At 58.3% G+C, this 17,380-nt stretch carries 20 protein-coding genes; 10 read left to right on the top strand and 10 right to left on the bottom strand.

Annotated elements, in window-relative coordinates:
* From HKX24_RS16455 to HKX24_RS16430, 6 genes are all read right to left on the bottom strand, one after another.
* Complete coding sequence (locus HKX24_RS16455) at nt 1-600, bottom strand: cytochrome c (protein WP_009824484.1); 600 nt, start codon at nt 598-600, stop codon at nt 1-3.
* 5 nt (nt 601-605) lie between these two features.
* Nucleotides 606-1,064, bottom strand: a complete 459-nt coding sequence (locus HKX24_RS16450) for a cytochrome c (RefSeq protein WP_005619178.1) — start codon at nt 1,062-1,064, stop codon at nt 606-608.
* Complete coding sequence (locus HKX24_RS16445; protein WP_043847205.1) at nt 1,064-1,636, bottom strand: L,D-transpeptidase; 573 nt, start codon at nt 1,634-1,636, stop codon at nt 1,064-1,066. Before HKX24_RS16445 ends, HKX24_RS16450 begins: the two co-directional genes overlap by 1 nt.
* Nucleotides 1,637-1,764: 128 nt before the next feature.
* Nucleotides 1,765-2,358: a L,D-transpeptidase gene (locus HKX24_RS16440; RefSeq protein ID WP_005619183.1), complete on the bottom strand. Its 594-nt coding sequence runs from the start codon at nt 2,356-2,358 to the stop codon at nt 1,765-1,767.
* 17 nt (nt 2,359-2,375) lie between these two features.
* The gene (locus HKX24_RS16435; protein ID WP_050672446.1) at nt 2,376-3,818 is read right to left on the bottom strand and encodes an ATP-binding protein; all 1,443 of its coding nucleotides are present in this window, start codon (nt 3,816-3,818) and stop codon (nt 2,376-2,378) included.
* Entirely contained in the window at nt 3,815-4,534 is a 720-nt protein-coding gene (locus HKX24_RS16430) for a response regulator (RefSeq protein WP_050672447.1), read from the bottom strand. Before HKX24_RS16430 ends, HKX24_RS16435 begins: the two co-directional genes overlap by 4 nt.
* Nucleotides 4,535-4,659: 125 nt before the next feature.
* Here HKX24_RS16430 and HKX24_RS16425 point away from each other — a divergent pair, with 125 nt between their 5' ends.
* The 3 genes from HKX24_RS16425 to HKX24_RS16415 all read left to right on the top strand — a co-directional run bounded on the left by HKX24_RS16425 (nt 4,660) and on the right by HKX24_RS16415 (nt 6,177).
* Nucleotides 4,660-5,106: a DUF411 domain-containing protein gene (locus HKX24_RS16425; RefSeq protein ID WP_043847208.1), complete on the top strand. Its 447-nt coding sequence runs from the start codon at nt 4,660-4,662 to the stop codon at nt 5,104-5,106.
* A gap of 97 nt (nt 5,107-5,203) precedes the next feature.
* Nucleotides 5,204-5,746, top strand: coding sequence for a hypothetical protein (locus HKX24_RS16420; protein ID WP_271694194.1), 543 nt, complete (start codon nt 5,204-5,206; stop codon nt 5,744-5,746).
* Between the two features lie 119 nt (nt 5,747-5,865).
* On the top strand, nt 5,866-6,177 hold the full coding sequence (locus tag HKX24_RS16415; RefSeq protein WP_037953520.1) for a DUF2933 domain-containing protein: 312 nt from the start codon (nt 5,866-5,868) through the stop codon (nt 6,175-6,177).
* A gap of 280 nt (nt 6,178-6,457) precedes the next feature.
* Here the strand turns inward: HKX24_RS16415 and ccmI are convergent, their stop codons facing one another.
* Genes ccmI through HKX24_RS16395 form a run of 4 tightly spaced genes read right to left on the bottom strand, consistent with a single transcriptional unit; the run spans nt 6,458 to nt 10,648 of the window.
* Complete coding sequence (gene ccmI, locus HKX24_RS16410; protein WP_043847209.1) at nt 6,458-7,615, bottom strand: c-type cytochrome biogenesis protein CcmI; 1,158 nt, start codon at nt 7,613-7,615, stop codon at nt 6,458-6,460.
* On the bottom strand, nt 7,612-8,082 hold the full coding sequence (locus HKX24_RS16405; RefSeq protein ID WP_009824475.1) for a cytochrome c-type biogenesis protein: 471 nt from the start codon (nt 8,080-8,082) through the stop codon (nt 7,612-7,614). The genes ccmI and HKX24_RS16405 overlap by 4 nt, the downstream gene beginning before the upstream one ends.
* A complete protein-coding gene (locus HKX24_RS16400; RefSeq protein WP_009824474.1) occupies nt 8,079-8,645 on the bottom strand; it encodes a DsbE family thiol:disulfide interchange protein in 567 nt (188 codons plus the stop codon). Before HKX24_RS16400 ends, HKX24_RS16405 begins: the two co-directional genes overlap by 4 nt.
* 2 nt (nt 8,646-8,647) lie before the next feature.
* Entirely contained in the window at nt 8,648-10,648 is a 2,001-nt protein-coding gene (locus HKX24_RS16395; RefSeq protein WP_043847210.1) for a heme lyase CcmF/NrfE family subunit, read from the bottom strand.
* 196 nt (nt 10,649-10,844) lie between these two features.
* Here HKX24_RS16395 and HKX24_RS16390 point away from each other — a divergent pair, with 196 nt between their 5' ends.
* The 7 genes from HKX24_RS16390 to HKX24_RS16360 all read left to right on the top strand — a co-directional run bounded on the left by HKX24_RS16390 (nt 10,845) and on the right by HKX24_RS16360 (nt 17,340).
* Nucleotides 10,845-11,390: a calcium-binding protein gene (locus HKX24_RS16390; protein WP_043847211.1), complete on the top strand. Its 546-nt coding sequence runs from the start codon at nt 10,845-10,847 to the stop codon at nt 11,388-11,390.
* 39 nt (nt 11,391-11,429) lie between these two features.
* Complete coding sequence (locus HKX24_RS16385) at nt 11,430-11,897, top strand: rhodanese-like domain-containing protein (RefSeq protein ID WP_043847215.1); 468 nt, start codon at nt 11,430-11,432, stop codon at nt 11,895-11,897.
* Nucleotide 11,898: 1 nt separating this feature from the next.
* Nucleotides 11,899-13,350, top strand: a complete 1,452-nt coding sequence (locus HKX24_RS16380) for a multicopper oxidase domain-containing protein (RefSeq protein ID WP_043847217.1) — start codon at nt 11,899-11,901, stop codon at nt 13,348-13,350.
* Between the two features lie 70 nt (nt 13,351-13,420).
* Nucleotides 13,421-13,564: a hypothetical protein gene (locus HKX24_RS16375; RefSeq protein ID WP_009824469.1), complete on the top strand. Its 144-nt coding sequence runs from the start codon at nt 13,421-13,423 to the stop codon at nt 13,562-13,564.
* The gene (locus tag HKX24_RS16370) at nt 13,554-14,228 is read left to right on the top strand and encodes a TVP38/TMEM64 family protein (RefSeq protein ID WP_276154113.1); all 675 of its coding nucleotides are present in this window, start codon (nt 13,554-13,556) and stop codon (nt 14,226-14,228) included. Before HKX24_RS16375 ends, HKX24_RS16370 begins: the two co-directional genes overlap by 11 nt.
* Before the next feature lie 87 nt (nt 14,229-14,315).
* Nucleotides 14,316-14,873 carry a ubiquinol-cytochrome c reductase iron-sulfur subunit gene (gene petA / locus HKX24_RS16365; RefSeq protein WP_009824465.1) on the top strand — a complete coding sequence of 186 codons (558 nt, stop codon included), beginning with the start codon at nt 14,316-14,318 and terminating at the stop codon, nt 14,871-14,873.
* A gap of 121 nt (nt 14,874-14,994) precedes the next feature.
* Complete coding sequence (locus tag HKX24_RS16360) at nt 14,995-17,340, top strand: heavy metal translocating P-type ATPase (protein WP_043847221.1); 2,346 nt, start codon at nt 14,995-14,997, stop codon at nt 17,338-17,340.
* The last annotated feature ends 40 nt before the right edge of the window (nt 17,341-17,380 follow it).

Raw genomic sequence — 17,380 nt, 5'->3', positions numbered from 1 at the left:
TCACTTGTCCTCTTTGCGGAACTTCTGGTGGCAGGCCGAACAGGTCTGGGCGACCATCGCGAACGCACGGTCGGTCGGCATGTCCGCAAACATCTCGGTCGTCATGGGAAGGTCCGATCCCATCATGCCCCCTCCCATTGCAGGCGCGGACCCGCCACCCATCATCCCGTCAGTGGCGCCGCCCATCATTGATTCGCTACCGTTGCCCTGTGCTGCGGCCAACCCATTGCCTGCGCTCAACTTCAATCCTTCGGCGGCTGTTCTCAACTCTTGCGCAAGGGCCGCGAACTCTTCGCTGTTTTCCCAGACCGACGGCAACGCCTTGGACACTCCGCCACCCGAGCCTTCAGGAAACAGTCGCGTCATTTGCTCACCGGCATGGCCGATCATCGCGCCAGCTTCCCTGCGGACGACATCGGCGTCATAAGGTACCTGACCCCGCATCATGGGTGATAGCGTCTTGAGTGTTTTGGCCATCGCGGACATGCCCTGCATCCGCTCCAGCACCACGCCGGTTGCTCCGGAATGCGCCAAGGCAGCAACGCCGGTCGTCCCGATCGCAATGGCAGTAATCCATATCTTCATGTTCAAGTTGGTCATTCCTGTCAATTGATCCCGTTGGCGCGCTGAAGTTCCCGCACATATGCAACAACCATCTTCACATCGCCGGGCGTGACGCCTTCAACTGGCGGCATATTGCCAAACTTCCAATGGTGCGCTCTGACACCTTGTTTCGCGGCAAGCAAAAAAGCGGCGTCACCGTGATGGCTCGGTTCATAGATCTTGTGGACAAGCGGCGGTGCCACGCCATTCTGTCCGGCAGCATTCGCACCGTGACAAGCGGCGCAAGCGCCATCGAAAACACGCTTTCCCAATTGGGCATTTGCTGAGAATTCAGCAGGCACAACCACGTCTGCAATCGGCGCGCCCTCTTCCGTCTGCGAAAGATCAGGCGTTGTCATTGTGTGGCCGGGCATCGAAGACGATGGCTGCAATTGCTGCCAGATCACAACCGCGCCACCGACGACAAAAAACGCCGCAATCAGGATGCCGGACTTCGACATCAGATTAATCGTACCTGCGTGCCGACCGGTGTCCTTTCGAACACCTCGATGATTTGCTCGTTGTAGAGACCGATACACCCGCTTGAAGAGCGTCTTCCGATCTTGCGCGTATCATGGGTGCCGTGAATCCTGTAGTACGTCCAACTCAGGTGCAGGGCACGGACGCCCAACGGGTTATCCGGCCCGGGCGGCATATAGGCTGGCAAAGACGGGTCACGTTCGCGCATGGAGGGTGTAGGGGTCCAGTCAGGTTCGGGGTCCTTGAACGTGACTGTCGTGTAGCCGCGCTTTGTCAGCTCGTCAGACAAGGGAACCGATGTCGGATAAATGCGCATTTCGCCATCGGCCGTCCAGTGTTGCATCACGCGGGTAACGGTGTCTGCGATGATGATACCCTTGTCCAAAGCGTCAAAGTGGTCTTGCCAAGCGTGTGTACGAAACGATGAGATATTCCTTCGGACACTGGTTTGATCCACCTGCGCACGCAGGATGGACGGGGCCGCGAAAGCTGCCGATGCGGCACCTGCCGTGAATGCTCGACGCGTTACACGTGTTTGCTTGCGGGTCATCATATGGCCTCATGTTGTTGTCTGCCTATCCACTAGACTACCCGCCTGGTCGCATTTCATGAACAGTCCGGGGCCTGATATTATGTAACGATATGTATCCCGGCCAACGGACACGTCTTCGCGCTGCTGCCTCAAACCTCGATGGGTTTCAGGACAACACGCGTGTCGAGCGGGACCTTCTCATAGAGTTCGATGATCTGATTATTGGTAAGCCTTGCACAGCCGTTTGAGACACGTCGACCAATCGTCTTCGGATCCGTTGTGCCGTGAATTCTCAGGTAGGTGTCCCCACGCCCTGGCTGGTAAAGATACAAGGCGCGGGCACCGAGTGGATTGTTCAGCCCACCGGGCACACCGCCCGCAAAACGAAGATATCGGTCAGGATCTCTGGCTATCATGGCGGGTGTGGGCGTCCACCGCGGCCACTTTTGCTTGCGCGCGACATAGAACTCGCCGGATTCATAGAGCCCCTCCCGGCCAATTCCGACGGTATACCTGATTGCCCGATTGTTCGGCAAAGTCCAAAATAAAGCGAACTGGTTCGGATCGACATGTATTTCTCCCGGTTTGTCTGCCTCGGTGAACGGAACCTGGCGCGGCAACTGCTCCGGGGGCACCACAGATGGCCCGACGCGCCGGTCGTGCTCTGCGTCACTATGCGCGAATGCTGTTTTTCCACTCACCGAAAGAGCTGCAACAGAAGTCAGGAAATATCTTCGTTTCATATACTTGCCTCACTAAACTAGTCGGGTTTGAGGTGACGAACAACCCGCGCCATATGTGGCGAGCCTTCCTCTTTCGGGGCTGACTCGGCGCTTTGTTTGACGGGCAGCGTGATTTCAGCGCGCAGACCCCCATCAGTGCGGTTTTTCAGTTCGATAGAACCACCGTGCTCAAGGATGATGCTGCGCGCAATCGACAGCCCCAGGCCATGACCGCCGGTATCCTGTGATCGCGACGTCTCGAGCCTGACATAGGGTCCGAAAACAGCCTCCAGCTGATTGTCGGGAATACCGGGCCCCTGATCGTCGATGGCGACCACTACCTCACTGCCCATGCGTTGCCACGAAACCCTGGCCTCACTCCCGTAGCGGATCGCGTTCTCAATCAGGTTTCTCAACGCGCGCCCCATCGCGCTTGGTTTCACGGATACGATGAGTGGACCTTGGCTGGTCACCTGAACCTTGTCCAAGCCCATACCAGTGATCAGATCGTGCAAATCAACCGATTGGACCTCTTCATGCTGTCCGACGCCCTTCGCGAAATCGAGGGTCGCATCGACCATCCGTTGCATCTCTTCACTTGACGCCACCAAGGACGTGCGCGTGTCTTCGTCGTCCACCATTTCGGCCCGCACCCTAAGCGCCGTCAAAGGCGAGCGCAGATCATGCGCAAGCGCTGCAAGCATCTGGGTCCGGTCACTGACAAATCGCGTCAGGCGATCCTGCATGATGTTGAATGATCGGGTCAGATCCCGAACTTCCTTCGGCCCTACGACCGGCAGATCGCCCTTGGCGGCGCCGCGACCCAGACGTTCGGACGCAGTCGCGAGATCGTTGAGTGGTCCGGTCAATCGGGACAGGAGAAACCAGAAACTTGCAACCAGCAGAAGTCCCGCAGTCAGTGCAAAGGATATGTTGGACGCCAGCGACCTTTGCAGAGGCGGCCGTTCGAACCGCGTCTCGATGTTGAGCCAATTCCCACCGGACAGCGCAATGGACAGCTCCATCTCGATGGCCGCAAGGCTGCCCTGCATCATTTCGGCGTGCATTTGCGCCATTTCCGGTGACAGGTTCGGAAGGGGCAGCAGACCTCCCTCGATTTCATGAACCTCAACCCGGATATCCCGGCTGTAGCTTTCCTGAAGCAGTGCCCGTATCCGCGCTTCGACCGCTCCACCGTCATCGTGTTGTCCGTGTGCAACCGACGGCTCGTCTGTAAGGTCGAACCGTACGAGCGGAGACGTTGCCGCGCGGACGATCTGGGCATGCAATTCCGGGGGTGCGCCTTCAATCAACTGTGCGACATTTGCGGCCCTTCCGGCGGCTTCGGCACCGATGGCGGCCTGAATGGCTAACGAGCGTTCATCAACGAAAAACCAAAGACTCAGAGCTTGCGCGAGGATCAAGACACCGAGGACCAGAAGGGCAATCTGTGCACGCAACGTCCGCGGAAGCAGCTTCATTCGCAAATCTCGACATCGCAGGAAAGACTATACCCCCCATGCCGGACAGTCGCGATGATCTTCGGGCGCAAAACGTCCTCTTCCATCTTCCGGCGCAACCGGCTCACCTGATTGTCGATGGTTCGGTCCAATGGACCGGCGACCCGGCCGGTGCTCAATTTGAGCAGCTCGTCGCGGCCAATGACCGTCCTTGGCCTTTGCAGGAACAGGGTCAGGAGTTTGAGTTCACCGGATGTAAGTTGCGTACGCGAACCGCCTTGGTCAATCAGTGTGCGGCCATCGAAATCCAGCTTTAGGTGTGCAAACTTCAACGTTTTCCCCGCAAAACCATTCGGTTTTGGGATCAGCTGCGTCCGACGCAATATCGCGTTGATCCGCGCCACCAGTTCCTTGGGATTAAACGGCTTGGCGAGATAATCGTCTGCCCCGCCATCCAGACCCGCGATGCGGTCTTCGTCGTCACCCAATGCGGTCAGCATCAGGATCGGAATATGCCCTTCCTTGCGCAATCGCCTGCACGCGGACAGCCCGTCTTCCCCCGGCATCATCACATCGAGGACAATCAGATCGAAATGCGCTTCCGCCAGCCTTGCGTCCATCTCAACTGCATTTTCCGCCGCTGAAGCACGCATGCCGTTGCGTTCCAGATAACTGGTGACGGATTTCCGAATCTCTGAATGGTCATCGACGACAAGGATGCGTGGCAGATCGCTCATGCCGCCAACATAGTCATTTTCACCAAGGGACGCCCATCCCGTGTTTGTAGCCAAATGTAACAGCGCGGGCAGTCGACTTCGGGATACCGAGCAACTATTTAAGGAAGAACATCGAGGAGTTTTAAGTGAACCGACGTGAATTTGGCCTTACGGCACTCAGCCTGGCCTTGGCCGGGCCTGCTTTGTCGCAAACCGCCGCACCCACGTTGCAGGTGACAAAGACACCGACCTGCGGCTGCTGCGGCGCTTGGGTAAATGAGATGATCGCTGCCGGTTTCAAGGCATCGGTCGAGGACGTGGATTACGACACGCTTCAGGTTCTGAAGCAGAAACACGGCATCGCGCCGGAACTGGCAGGATGTCACACTACGTCCGTGGGCGGATATTTCGTCGAGGGTCACGTGCCTGCGGCTGACATCGGGCGGTTGCTGAGCGAAAAACCTGTCGCGCGCGGACTGACAGCACCGGGAATGCCCATGGGTTCGCCCGGCATGGGCCCCCAAGGTGATCCCTATGATGTGCTGCTTGTACTGATGGATGGGTCGACGCAAGTCTTCGCAACCCACGGCTGACGTGTTTGCCCGCGATACGTTCCGACAAAGTTTTTCGCCGACCTTACCATTCGGCAGATTTTGTTGGAACGTATCCGTTCTGAGCTTGGCAAGCATATTGCCGTTCCTGCTTGTCTACATCCTCGCAACGCCTGGTTTTGCGACGCTGCTGCTGACGAATGGGACCGCGCTCTCGCGCTTCCTCCGGCAGGTCTTTACCAATGGGTTTGTGGTCGTTTTCCTCGTGAATTACTTGGGGTTCGTTTCCGCATCGGTCGCGCTGAAGCAGTACCAGCATCGGCCGATTGTTTACCTGGTTTTAGATGGCCTGCTGCGGAGTGTCGCATTCATTGGGGTTCACATTGCCGTCTATGTGATGTCGGCCGATCTGTTCGGCTCGTTCAACGGCAGCCGTGCAACAGCTTTGAGCGTGGTCGGACCAACGCTCGAGCGGTCGTTCATGTTTGGGAACATCTCGGGCGTATATCTCTATGCCCTGGTGCCCGGCACCTTCATCGCGCTTCTGGTGGTTCTGACAGAACCTTCTGGCGAGGCATCGAAGCCTACCATGTTCAGGACAATGAGCATGGCCTTGCTGTTCAGCCTGACCCCGATCCCCCTCGTCACATTCCTGTCCTATGCGTTGGATCTGGCAACCTGACGGGCCAACTTGGTCAACGACCCGCAGGCTGTCATCTGATCAAATTGTATCCGAATGTACCCTTGACCTTGCCTCACTGGAATGTCGCAGAAGAACACGAGCATATTCTGGAGAGCTACATGTCTGACAATCAAAGTCAAAAATCCACCGGTTCATCGAAACTGATGCAGTATGGTATGATGGCCTGTTGTGCCGTTATGTTGTTTCCAGTCGCCGCATTCTTTATTGCAGGCGGCACGATCGCGGGTCTGTGGGGCAACGTCGGCCTTTTTGCGCCGCTCGCACTTTGTCTTGGTGCGCATGTCGTCATGCACAGGATGATGGGAAAGTCGTGTCACGGGTCAAGAGTTGAACAGGCGAACGAGGCGACTGTGGATGCAGAATTTGAAGATGGCCAAGCTCCCGAACGAGAACTGGTACGCGCCCGCTAGAACGCGGCTGACAATCGGAATTCCGATTGCAGGTATTCTGGCCCTCGGCGGTTGTGCCCAGTCGGCCTCGGGCAAGCTTTGCCCACTTGAGCCCCCTTCCGTGACACGGGATGCGGCACACGACGTCATGCTTCCCGTAGGATGTCGCTTGGTCGGTCAGTCTGAAGGTACTACCCACGAAATAGTCTGTGACGACGGCCGGACCGGATGGGCTTTCGATTAAGCGCCAAACCTTGATCCTGCCTCACATTCACCTGCACAGCGACGGTCGCCCACGCCACTACGGGCGCAACCGTTCCAACGCGCTTTGCACGGCTTGACGGCGCGGGTCATCTCCCGGCACCTCCGACAACAGGATTTCAGCGTGTTCAAACGCCGCGATTGCCGGCGCGGTATCACCCAGAACCGAATAGGCATTGCCAAGCCGCATCCATCCATCAAGATCGTCAGGCTCATCTTCCAGCCGCGTGGCCAGCCGTTCGACCATCGAGCGGATGAAATCCTGTCGTTCCTCCACACTCATGTCCTGCGCGTTTTCGATGTCTTCCTGTGTCGGGCCGGACGCACTGGTCTTCGGGGCATAGTCGGCCAGCGAGATCGGAGCCTTGCCGATCTTCGCGCCAATCCGGTTGGCTTCGCCAACAAAGCTTTCCATCCACGGGAAAAACCTATCCGCATCGTCCAGCCGGGCCACCAGCGTTTCGTGAGCCCGAGCCTCATCGCCCTTCTGCTCGAGCGAGACTGCCTTGAAAAAGGCAGCACCGGGATTGGAAGGATCCAGTTCGTACGCCCGATCAATCGCGGTGTCCGCTTCAGGTGTCACCACACCTTGCTCTGCGTAGATCAGAACCTCGGCCAACATGGAGAAGACGGCGGAATCGGCCTCCGGTCGTTGTGCGACAACTCTATATGCATCGGCTGCATCCGCATACCGGCCCATTTTCGAATAGGTTTGCCCCAGCAGCATCCAGCCTTCCGAAGGCCCGCCTTCGGGGTCTGAACTGAGCCGGACGTACAGACGATCTGTCAATTCGGCGATTTCCGCCGCTTCCTGCCGTTCAGTGGCACGTTCGGCAAAGGCGACACCTGGGATCTCTGGCGAGCCCATTGCGGAGTAATATCCAAAAGCGAAGACCGGCACGAACACTGCGCTCAGAACGACCATCAAGCGGCCCCCTGCCGCCGGTTTCCCATCTGACAGAACGGACCGGCGCGACTGCACGAGGATCCGTCTCTTGATCTCCTGCTCCGCCGCCGTGGCCTCGGTGTCGGAAATGACACCGCGCTCAAGATCCCGCCGAACCTCATCCAACTGATCCATGAGGACCGCATCCGTGGCGTCAGCCGGGACGGGTGTCCGCGACGACCGATGGCGCAGCGGCAGGCCCATGAAAAGCAGACCTACAACGGATAACAGGGCGAAAACCAACCAGATCATGAACCGTCCTTTGAAGCGTTCTCTTCAATGAAACGCGCAATTTCCGCTTTTTCGTCATCGGAAAATCCCGTTGCGGCAGCCCTGCGCCGGCTTCTCGAAATGACGGTCCAGCCGACAAGCAGCGAAACAAGCGCAAACACGAAGGGCGCCATCCAGAGCGCGAGAGTGGCGCGATTCAGGGGCGGGCGCATCAGGACATAATCGCCATACCGGGCGTGGATGTACGCGATGACCTCCTTGTCGCTGTCACCGGCAACAAGCCTTTCGCGCACCAGTATGCGCAGGTCCCGCGCAACCCCGGCGTTGGAGCTGTCGATGTCCTGATTCTGGCAGACAACGCAGCGCAGTTCCCGTGATATTTCACGGGCGCGTTGCTCCAGTACAGGATCCTGCAACATCTCGTCTGGCTCGACCGCCAAGGCCGTCACCGGAAGCAGCAGGAGGAAAGCAAATGCGATATACCTCATCCGTTCTGGCCCCTTGCTAACGCGCCAGCCTGGATCAATGCTTCCCTGAATGTGGAAATCGCCGTTTCGCCCACGACGGGGCCGACATATCTGAACAACACCGTCCCGTCAGAGCCGACAATGAATGTTTCAGGTACGCCCGAAAGGCCCCATTCAATCCCCACTCTGCCGCTCAGATCAGACCCGATCCTTTCGTAGGGATTGCCAAGCTCAGCAAGCCATTTAGTCGCATCCTCCGGCTTGTCCTTGTAATTGATCCCGAACAACGTCAGCCCGTCCTTTTCGACCATCTGGGTCAGAACCCCGTGTTCGGCCCGGCAGGGCACGCACCACGAGGCAAACACGTTCACGATGACCGGTCGCGGGTTCCCGACCAGATCGGCGCGGGAAAGCCCTGGCGTCTCCAACCCGTCGACAGCGGCCAGATCGAATTCGGGTGCCGGCTGCGAGATCAGAACCGAAGGAATGTTGTTCGGGTCCCGGTCCGGGTTCAAGCCCCACAGAAAAAACCCCCCGAAAATGGCCGCGATTGCCAGCGGAATGAATGCCAGTATACGTCCCATGCCTACTCCGCAGGAAGTGCTGCGGGCGCTGTCGCCTTGCGACGGGGTGCCCCGACGCGCAACCGCCGGTCAGACAGCGAAAGACCCCCACCAAGCACAAGCATCGCCGATCCGATCCAGATAAAGTTGACCAGAGGTTCATACAGGATGCGCAGGGTCCAAGCCCCTTGCGTGCTCTCGTCCTCGGCGGCCGGATTTGCGATGGACGCATAGAGATCACCGGCCATTGTCGATCTGATGGCGCTCTCTGTGGTGGTGGTTTGCGCGACCGGATAGGTACGCCGCTCCGGGAAGAGATCGGTGACATAGTTCCCCTCCCGGGCCACACGAAGCGTGCCACGATCCGCGAAGTAATTTGGCCCACGCACACGTTCGGCCCCCTCAAAGGTGACATCGAACCCACCAATGCTGACCTCTGTACCGGGCCGGACAAAGATGATTTCCTCGGATTTCCAGACCGTCGAGCCGATAAATCCGAACATCGCCATCGCGAGCCCCGCATGAGCCAGTGTCATCCCATGAGAGGATCTGGGCAGGTTGCGTGCACGGCGCACCGATTCCGGGAACGGTGCCTCAAACAGCTTTATGCGCATCGCCCATTCCCGCAGGGTTGAGAAAAACAGCCAGAATGCAAGCATCAGCGACAGATACCCCAACACCGGACCGCCCTCGGCGAGATACCAGGTCACCAATGTCGCGAGCACGGCCAGAACGACCACGAAACGCAACCGCTGCAGAACGCCCGCCAGATCGGCACGTTTCCAGGACAGGTAAGGCCCCAGCCCCATCGCAAAGACGAGCGGCAGCATCACGGGAATAAAGGACGCATTGAAGAAGGGCGGCCCCACCGACAGTTTTTCACCGCCCGTCGCGGCTTCGTAGAAGAGCGGGTACAAGGTGCCGAACAGCACAATGCCGGTGGCCGTGGCCAGCAGCAGGTTGTTCACCAATAGCCCCGCTTCCCGGCTGATCGGCTTAAACAGGCCGCCGGGCTCCATTGTCGGCGCGCGCCAGGCAAACAGAGCAAGGGAACCGCCGATCGAAACGGCCAGCAATCCAAGGATATAAAGTCCCCTTTCCGGGTCGACCGCGAATGCATGCACAGAGGTCAGCAGGCCCGATCGGACAATGAACGTGCCCAAGAGCGATAGGGAAAAAGTCAGGATCGCCAGAAGGATTGTCCAGCTTTTGAACGCATCCCGTTTCTCCGTCACGATTGCGGAATGCAGCAGTGCCGTGCCCATCAGCCATGGCATGAAACTGACGTTCTCAACGGGATCCCAGAACCACCAGCCGCCCCAGCCAAGCTCATAATAGGCCCACCAGGATCCCAGCGCGATGCCTGCGGTCAGGCTCATCCAGGCAGCCAGCGTCCACGGACGTACCCACCGTGCCCAGGCCGCGTCCACCCGCCCTTCGATCAGGGCGGCAACCGCGAACGAAAAGACAATCGAGAACCCGACATACCCGAAGTAGAGAAGCGGCGGGTGCATGGCGAGACCGACATCCTGCAATAATGGGTTGAGGTCCTGACCGTCGTCTGCCGGAGGGAAAACGCGGTCGAAGGGATTGGACGTCAGCAGCATGAAAGTCAGGAAACCGACACTGATCCAGGCCTGCACCGACAGCGTTCTTGCCTTCAGCGACAGAGGAATGTTCGATCCGAAGAGGGCGACCGCCGCACCAAACACCGTCAGGATAAGGGTCCACAGCAACAGGGATCCTTCGTGACTGCCCCAGGTGCCTGCCACCTTGAACAGCATCGGTTTGAGTGAATTGGAATTCTCCACCACGTTCTTGACCGTGAAGTCGCTTGTGACGAAGGCTTGCATCAGCGCCAGAAACGCGATGCCGACAAAGAAAACCTGACCGAACGAGGACCATCTGGCAGACTGCATCCACAGGATGTTTCCGCGCCCCGCACCGAGGATGGGCAGCACACTTTGAACAAGCGCCATGGCCAAGGCCAGTGCCAGCGCGAAATGACCGATTTCAGGTGTCAAAGGATCATCAGCCTCTTCAATGAATTCACTGGATCGACGTCTGTCTAGCAAATCGTCCGGCGAACTGTGAGTGGTTGCTTTGTCACCGTTTGTAACAGGATGCTGTGACAAATGATTACAAAACGGCCCGCGCTTGGCCTTTAATCAAAGCGCTATAACGCCAATGTATCTAGGGTAAGTCTGAAAGGAATGAGAAATGAAAAAACAAGAAATTATTGCGCTTGGCGTGGTGATCGCGGTTGGCATGGCGCAAACAGCATTTGCGGAATCCGACGGGGCTGCCGACAGCAAGCCTGACAGCGGGAATATGTCCGGCATGGCGATGGGCGATGGCGACAATCAGATGGGCATGATGGGCGGGGACATGATGCCGATGATGCGAAAAATGATGAAGATGCATGCCGCTATGATGGGTGGCCAGGGCAACATGATGGGAATGATGGATCGGGACATGATGTCGACAATGATGTCCGGTGGACAGCCTCATGAAATGGCCGCGCAGATGTCCGAAAAAATGCGGGAGTTCGATGCGAATTCCGATGGAGCGTTGACACTTGACGAGTTCGAAGCCTTGCATATGGACGCAATGCGCGCGCGCATGGTAGATCGCTTTCAGCATCTCGATGCGGACGGTAACGGCCAGATCTCTCAGGACGAGATGGAAGATGCCGGTACACGGATGAGCAAAATGAACGGTACTTCCACCGGAACGGACATGGAAGGTCATCATGACAGCGAATAAGGGTCAAGCCTGCGGCACTCAGCTTGATGGGGGCAAATTATGGCCTTCTTTCTGACGCGCCGCGGCGCAAGCCTTGCGATGTTGGCCAGTTCCGTTGCACCTTTCTCGGCTGTCGCCCAGACCGCCGAGGTCTGGTCGGCGGACATGGCAGCAGATGCGCTGCAACAGGACCTGATCCGGATGATCGACGTTCGGTCGCGACCGGAATGGACCGACACCGGCGTTGCCGACGGTACCTGGCCCATCAGCCTGCATGAGGACCGTTTCGCCGAGCGGCTTTTTGCCGCCCGGGAACGGGCCGAAGGGCGGCCTGTCGCGCTCATCTGTGCGACAGGCGGGCGGTCTGGCCGCGTCATGCGAAGTCTTCGGCAGGCTGGCTACAGCGGCTTTCTTGACGTATCCGAAGGCATGCTCGGTTCTGCCGCCGGACCGGGCTGGATCGCGGGCGGTTATCCGGTCGTCAGTGTCGATATGGCTCTGGCGGCGCTGCCAGAGGAATTGAGTTGAAGTGAAACTGTTGAACCGTCGAGAACTGTTGGGCCATGCCGCAGGCTTTGGGGCTGCATTTGCCCTGCCATCGGCTGCATTCGCGGCATCGGACAAGAGGCTCGCGTATCCTCCCCTTCTCGATGCGACGACATCCCGGCTTTTTCAGCTGGAAGCCCGCACGGGCGAGACCCGTTTTGACGACGGTGCCGCCAGCGAAACGTTCGGCTACAACCAGGGATACCTTGGCCCGACGATCCGGGTGCAGGCCGGGGTCGAGACACGGGCAGAGGTGCACAACACGCTTGGCGAGCCGATGTCGGCGCATTGGCACGGGTTGGTTGTTGCCGGTGAGTTCGATGGCGGACCACATCAGGCCATCGCACCGGGAGACACCTGGAAGCCGGTGCTGGACCTTGACCAGCCCCCGGCAACGGCCTGGTATCACAGCCACATTCACGGCGCGACGGCACGGCAGGTCATGCTGGGGCTGGCGGGTGTTCTGCAGGTGACGGATGACGCGGATGACGCCCGTGGATTGCCATCCGCCTACGGGGTCGATGATCTGACCCTTGTATTGCAGGACCGTCAGTTCAACTGGCGCGGACGCCTGAAATACGATCCCGGCATGCACCAGTCCATGAACGGGTTTCAGGGCGACACAATGGTTGTGAACGGTCAAATCGGCGCGTCGGCAGCGGTTCCGAAGGGGATCGTGCGGTGCCGTGTCGTCAACGGCTCGAATGCGCGGGTTTACCGCCTGTCCATGTCTGACAGCCGGTCGCTTCATCTCATCGCGACAGATGCCGGATTTCTGGATCGACCGATTGCGCTGAACCGCCTGACCCTTGCACCAGGAGAGCGCGCAGAAGTGCTTGTGGATTTCACAAGCGGGCGGGACAGTGTTTTGAAGTCCGACGATATCATTAATTCGGCCATGGGCGGAATGATGGGCGGCGGCGGTTCCGGCAGTCCATTCACCGTGCTGCCTTTCGCTGTCGACACAACCCTTCCGGTTCGCATCGACGCCCTGCCCGGCTCTCTGGACGGGCAGTTGCCTGATCTTGCGGTCAAGGACGCGCCAGTCCGACGTCTGTCACTGGATATGTCGATGGGCATGGGGATGATGTTCTCGCGGTCCGGTAACCGATTTTCGATCAACGGCGCGTCATACGATTCGGGAACGCTCAATTTTTCCACCAAACTCAACAGCATCGAGCGTTGGATTGTGCGTGGGGCCATGATGATGCACCCGTTCCATGTTCACGGCGTCCGGTTTCAGGTCCTGTCGGAAAACGGTACGGCACCGCGTGCAGAGAACAGGGGTTGGAAGGATACGGTACTGGTGGATGGTGAAGTGGAGCTTGCGATGAAATTCGAAAAACCTGCCTCAGCGGCTGCGCCCTACATGTATCACTGCCACATTCTGGAACACGAAGACGGCGGCATGATGGGGCAATTCAGTGTTGCTTAGCGCAGAAATCCCTTTACCCTCCGCTGACAGGAACCTTTAGGGGAATCCTATTCCTCGATAGAGGTTTGAGATGAAAACCGAATTGCACATCAAGCGGCTGACCCTCGCCGGCGGGCTGTTGATCGTCATCTCTGCGCCTATGCATTTCATCTTGCCCGAGCAAAGGCCAATTGTCTTCGCAGCTCTCTTTCTTTTGGTGCTCCATGCCGCTTAGCAAACCGCGCCTGCATCGGGTTGGGCTATGGTTGGTGGTTGCGCTTGGCGTACTTTTGATAGCCATATGGGCAATGGGATATGGCCCGGCGATAGCCCGCGAGACTATCGAGGTCTGGATAGAGCGGGCCGGCGCTTTGGGACCGTTGCTCATCATCGTGCTCATGATGGTTTCGATCGTGGCAAGCCCCATTCCAAGTGCACCGGTCGCACTGGTGGCAGGCGCGGCGTATGGTCATGTTGCCGGAGCTGTCTATGTCGCCATCGGGTCGGAACTGGGTGCACTCGTGGCATTCATCATCGCCCGCTATATCGGGCGCGACCACGTTGAGCGCTGGCTTGGGGATAAGGCCGGTTTCGGGTTATTGGGCTCTCAAAATCTGTTGATGTTGACGGTGTTCGCGTCTCGCCTCTTGCCCTTCATCTCGTTTGACGCAATGAGCTACGCTGCCGGTCTCAGCCGCCTGCGCCTTTGGCGGTTCCTGATCGCAACTCTGGCAGGCATTCTTCCAGCCGGTTTCCTGCTCGCGCATTTCGGAGCAGAGGCCATGTCGGGAGATTTCGGCACTGCTGAGTGGATCATCATCGGTCTTGGATTGATGACTGCCGCACCGTTGCTGGTCGCAGCGCTCTGGCGAACAAATCGGTCAACCAACGCTTCCTAAGTCTGAGTATGTCAGCAAAAATGAAAACCGTGATTGCCTACTTTACCATTGACCTTCCCCCACAGGAAGCTGCGACCGTGAATCGCTATGGATACACAAACACCACAACTCCGCCGGGATTTCCTGTACTACGCCACCGCCGGAACGGGCGCGGTTGCCGTAGGGGCTGCGGTCTGGCCATTGCTCAATCAGATGAACCCATCCGCCGATGTCCGCGCGCTGTCCCAGATCCGCGTCGATATCTCCGGTGTGGAACCCGGAACGCAATTGACTGTCAGTTTTCTCGGCAAGCCGGTGTTCATCCGGCACAGGACCGACGCGGAAATCGCGCAGGCCCGTTCGGAAGATGTGCTTTCCCTTCCTGATACCGTCGCCAGAAATCCCAACATATCCGGAGATGACCTGGCCACCGATGCAAACAGGGCAGTGGCGGGAAATGAGAATTTCTTGGTCATGATAGGCGTTTGCACGCATCTGGGATGTGTACCACTTGGTGACGGAGCCGGCGATTTTGGTGGTTGGTTCTGTCCCTGTCATGGCTCCCATTATGATACAGCAGGACGCATTCGAAAGGGTCCGGCACCGGAGAACCTGCATATTCCCACGATGTCCGTTTCGGAAGACATGATACTGACCCTGGGCTGACAGGAGCTTCGCGCATCGCGAAGGCCCATAAAATTCATACGCAGCGTTGTCGGAAGAGTCTTGACCCTCCAGTAACTGGAAGGGTTATGTGTTCAATTGTCTTGAAAACGGGAATTAGAAGATGGCCACGGACCAAGAACATCATCACGACATGACGCGCACCTCGACCGCATCAGACCCAGATACAGCGACCGACCCGGTGTGCGGCATGACCGTCGAGATAGACGAAGACACGCGCAGTGCCGAGTATGATGGAGAGGTCTTTCATTTCTGCTCGGAAAACTGCGAAACCAAGTTTGGCAAAGACCCATTTTACTATGCGTCGGGAAACGCCCAAAAGACACCAGCACATGGCGAGGCCGGTACGCAATGGACCTGCCCGATGCATCCGCAAATCCTGAAGGATGAGCCCGGGTCCTGTCCGATCTGCGGCATGGCGCTTGAACCGATGCTTCCATCGGACGAGCCGTCAGAAGAGTTGTCCGATTTCACAACACGCATGTGGATCAGCGCGGCAGCCGCCGTTCCGCTGGTTATCCTGACGATGGGTGAACTGGTCGGCCTACCTGTGCGGGAATGGATCGGACATCAGACGGCTGTCTACATCGAATTCGTCCTCGCAACCCCGATCATTCTCTGGGCGGCTCTTCCCTTCTTCAAAAGGGGGTGGGAATCGATCAGGAATATATCGCCGAACATGTGGACCCTGATCGCGCTTGGCGTCGGGGCTGCCTATATCTATTCGCTTGCCGCAACATTCCTGCCCGGCATTTTCCCCGAAGCGTATCGAAACGGCCAAAGCGTCGGGACATATTACGAAGCTGCGGTTGTGATCGTTGCGCTGATCTTTGTCGGTCAGGTGCTCGAGTTGCGCGCCCGCGAACGGACGGGTGATGCCATCCGTGCATTGCTCGATCTCGCACCAAAAACGGCGCGGCGGATCCTGCCGGACGGGACGGAATATGACGCACCTCTCGAACACATTGTTGAGGGTGACAGGTTGCGGGTACGCCCCGGCGACAGCATACCCGTCGATGCCGAGGTCCTCGAAGGGCATTCATCTATCGACGAAAGTATGATCACCGGAGAGCCGTTGCCGGTCGAGAAAACACAAGGCGACCGGGTCACAGGCGGCACGATCAACAAGAACGGCACATTGGCGATCCGGGCCACACAGGTCGGTGCGGACACGGTCCTGTCCCAGATCGTGGACATGGTGGCAGGTGCAAAGCGGTCGCGCGCGCCGATTCAGGGTCTGGCGGACCGGGTATCGTCCGTCTTTGTTCCGACGGTTGTCGTCATTGCGATCATATCCTTCGTTGTCTGGCTGTTCTTAGGGCCCGATCCCGCGCTCGCCTTCGCTGTTACTGCAGCCGTATCCGTTCTTATCATTGCTTGCCCCTGTGCCTTGGGCCTTGCGACGCCCATTTCGATCACAACGGCGGCGGGCCGCGGGGCACAGGCTGGCGTTCTGATCAAAGACGCCGAAGCACTGGAACGCATGGCGCGTGTCGATACCGTCATCGTTGACAAGACCGGAACACTCACCGAAGGGCGCCCCAAGCTGACAGACGTGGTGCCCACGGGGGACAAGGCTGAAAATGACCTGCTGACAATGGCTGCGGCCCTCGAACGGGGCTCCGAACATCCGCTGGCCGAAGCAATAGTCGAGGGTGCGCTGGCACGGGGGCTGACGCTTCCGAACGCAACGGAATTCGAAGCCGTGACTGGCAAGGGCGTGAAAGGCATGGTCGATGGCCAGGTCGTGGCACTTGGGAATCCCGCCATGATGGCAGAGATCAACGTTGACGCTTCGATTGCGGAATTTGCTGCGGACGACCTTCGTGAATCTGGAAAGACAGCAATGCTTGTGGCGATAGATGGCACTTTTGCCGGCATTGTCGCTGTTGCCGATCCCATCAAGGAGTCCACGGCAGACGCCATCGATGACCTTCATCGCCTCGGTCTCAGGGTCATAATGGCAACCGGTGACAATCAGAAAACCGCCGAAGCCGTCGCCGCAAAGCTGGGTATTGATGAAGTCCACGCAGGCGTCTTGCCCGAAGACAAGAAGGCATTGGTGGACTCCCTCAGACAAGAAGGGGCCCGGATCGCCATGGCAGGAGACGGCGTGAACGATGCCCCTGCCCTGGCGGCGGCTGATGTGGGCATTGCGATGGGCACCGGTGCCGACGTTGCCGTGGAAAGCGCAGGCATCACCCTTCTGGGTGGTGATCTTGTCGGCATCGTGCGTGCGCGCCGATTGGCAAAGGCAACGGTGCGAAACATCAAGCAGAACCTGTTTTTTGCCTTCGCCTACAATACCGCAGGTGTGCCCATCGCGGCTGGTATTCTCTACCCGTTTTTCGGCCTTCTTCTGTCGCCGATGATCGCCGCCGCCGCGATGAGCCTGTCTTCGGTCTCCGTCATTAGCAATGCACTGCGGCTGCGACGGGTACGGCTTTAGTCGCAAACTAAGGAGATAGATGATGGCAGGCGGACATCAG

It is taken from the genome of Sulfitobacter sp. M85 (genome assembly GCF_029285915.1).
Classification (GTDB): domain Bacteria; phylum Pseudomonadota; class Alphaproteobacteria; order Rhodobacterales; family Rhodobacteraceae; genus Sulfitobacter; species Sulfitobacter faviae.
Note: the sequence above shows the minus strand (reverse complement) of the source record. Positions and strands in the feature narration are given on the sequence as shown.

Coding starts and splice junctions, on each gene's coding strand:
- HKX24_RS16400 (WP_009824474.1), bottom strand. CDS start 8,645: ATGGGACGTATACTGGCATTCATTCCGCTGGCAATCGCGGCCATTTTC.
- HKX24_RS16405 (WP_009824475.1), bottom strand. CDS start 8,082: ATGAGGTATATCGCATTTGCTTTCCTCCTGCTGCTTCCGGTGACGGCC.
- HKX24_RS16375 (WP_009824469.1), top strand. CDS start 13,421: ATGAAAACCGAATTGCACATCAAGCGGCTGACCCTCGCCGGCGGGCTG.
- HKX24_RS16430 (WP_050672447.1), bottom strand. CDS start 4,534: ATGAGCGATCTGCCACGCATCCTTGTCGTCGATGACCATTCAGAGATT.
- HKX24_RS16445 (WP_043847205.1), bottom strand. CDS start 1,636: ATGATGACCCGCAAGCAAACACGTGTAACGCGTCGAGCATTCACGGCA.
- HKX24_RS16390 (WP_043847211.1), top strand. CDS start 10,845: ATGAAAAAACAAGAAATTATTGCGCTTGGCGTGGTGATCGCGGTTGGC.
- HKX24_RS16435 (WP_050672446.1), bottom strand. CDS start 3,818: ATGAAGCTGCTTCCGCGGACGTTGCGTGCACAGATTGCCCTTCTGGTC.
- HKX24_RS16440 (WP_005619183.1), bottom strand. CDS start 2,358: ATGAAACGAAGATATTTCCTGACTTCTGTTGCAGCTCTTTCGGTGAGT.
- ccmI (WP_043847209.1), bottom strand. CDS start 7,615: ATGATCTGGTTGGTTTTCGCCCTGTTATCCGTTGTAGGTCTGCTTTTC.
- petA (WP_009824465.1), top strand. CDS start 14,316: ATGGATACACAAACACCACAACTCCGCCGGGATTTCCTGTACTACGCC.
- HKX24_RS16450 (WP_005619178.1), bottom strand. CDS start 1,064: ATGTCGAAGTCCGGCATCCTGATTGCGGCGTTTTTTGTCGTCGGTGGC.
- HKX24_RS16370 (WP_276154113.1), top strand. CDS start 13,554: ATGCCGCTTAGCAAACCGCGCCTGCATCGGGTTGGGCTATGGTTGGTG.
- HKX24_RS16415 (WP_037953520.1), top strand. CDS start 5,866: ATGTCTGACAATCAAAGTCAAAAATCCACCGGTTCATCGAAACTGATG.
- HKX24_RS16360 (WP_043847221.1), top strand. CDS start 14,995: ATGGCCACGGACCAAGAACATCATCACGACATGACGCGCACCTCGACC.
- HKX24_RS16385 (WP_043847215.1), top strand. CDS start 11,430: ATGGCCTTCTTTCTGACGCGCCGCGGCGCAAGCCTTGCGATGTTGGCC.
- HKX24_RS16455 (WP_009824484.1), bottom strand. CDS start 600: ATGACCAACTTGAACATGAAGATATGGATTACTGCCATTGCGATCGGG.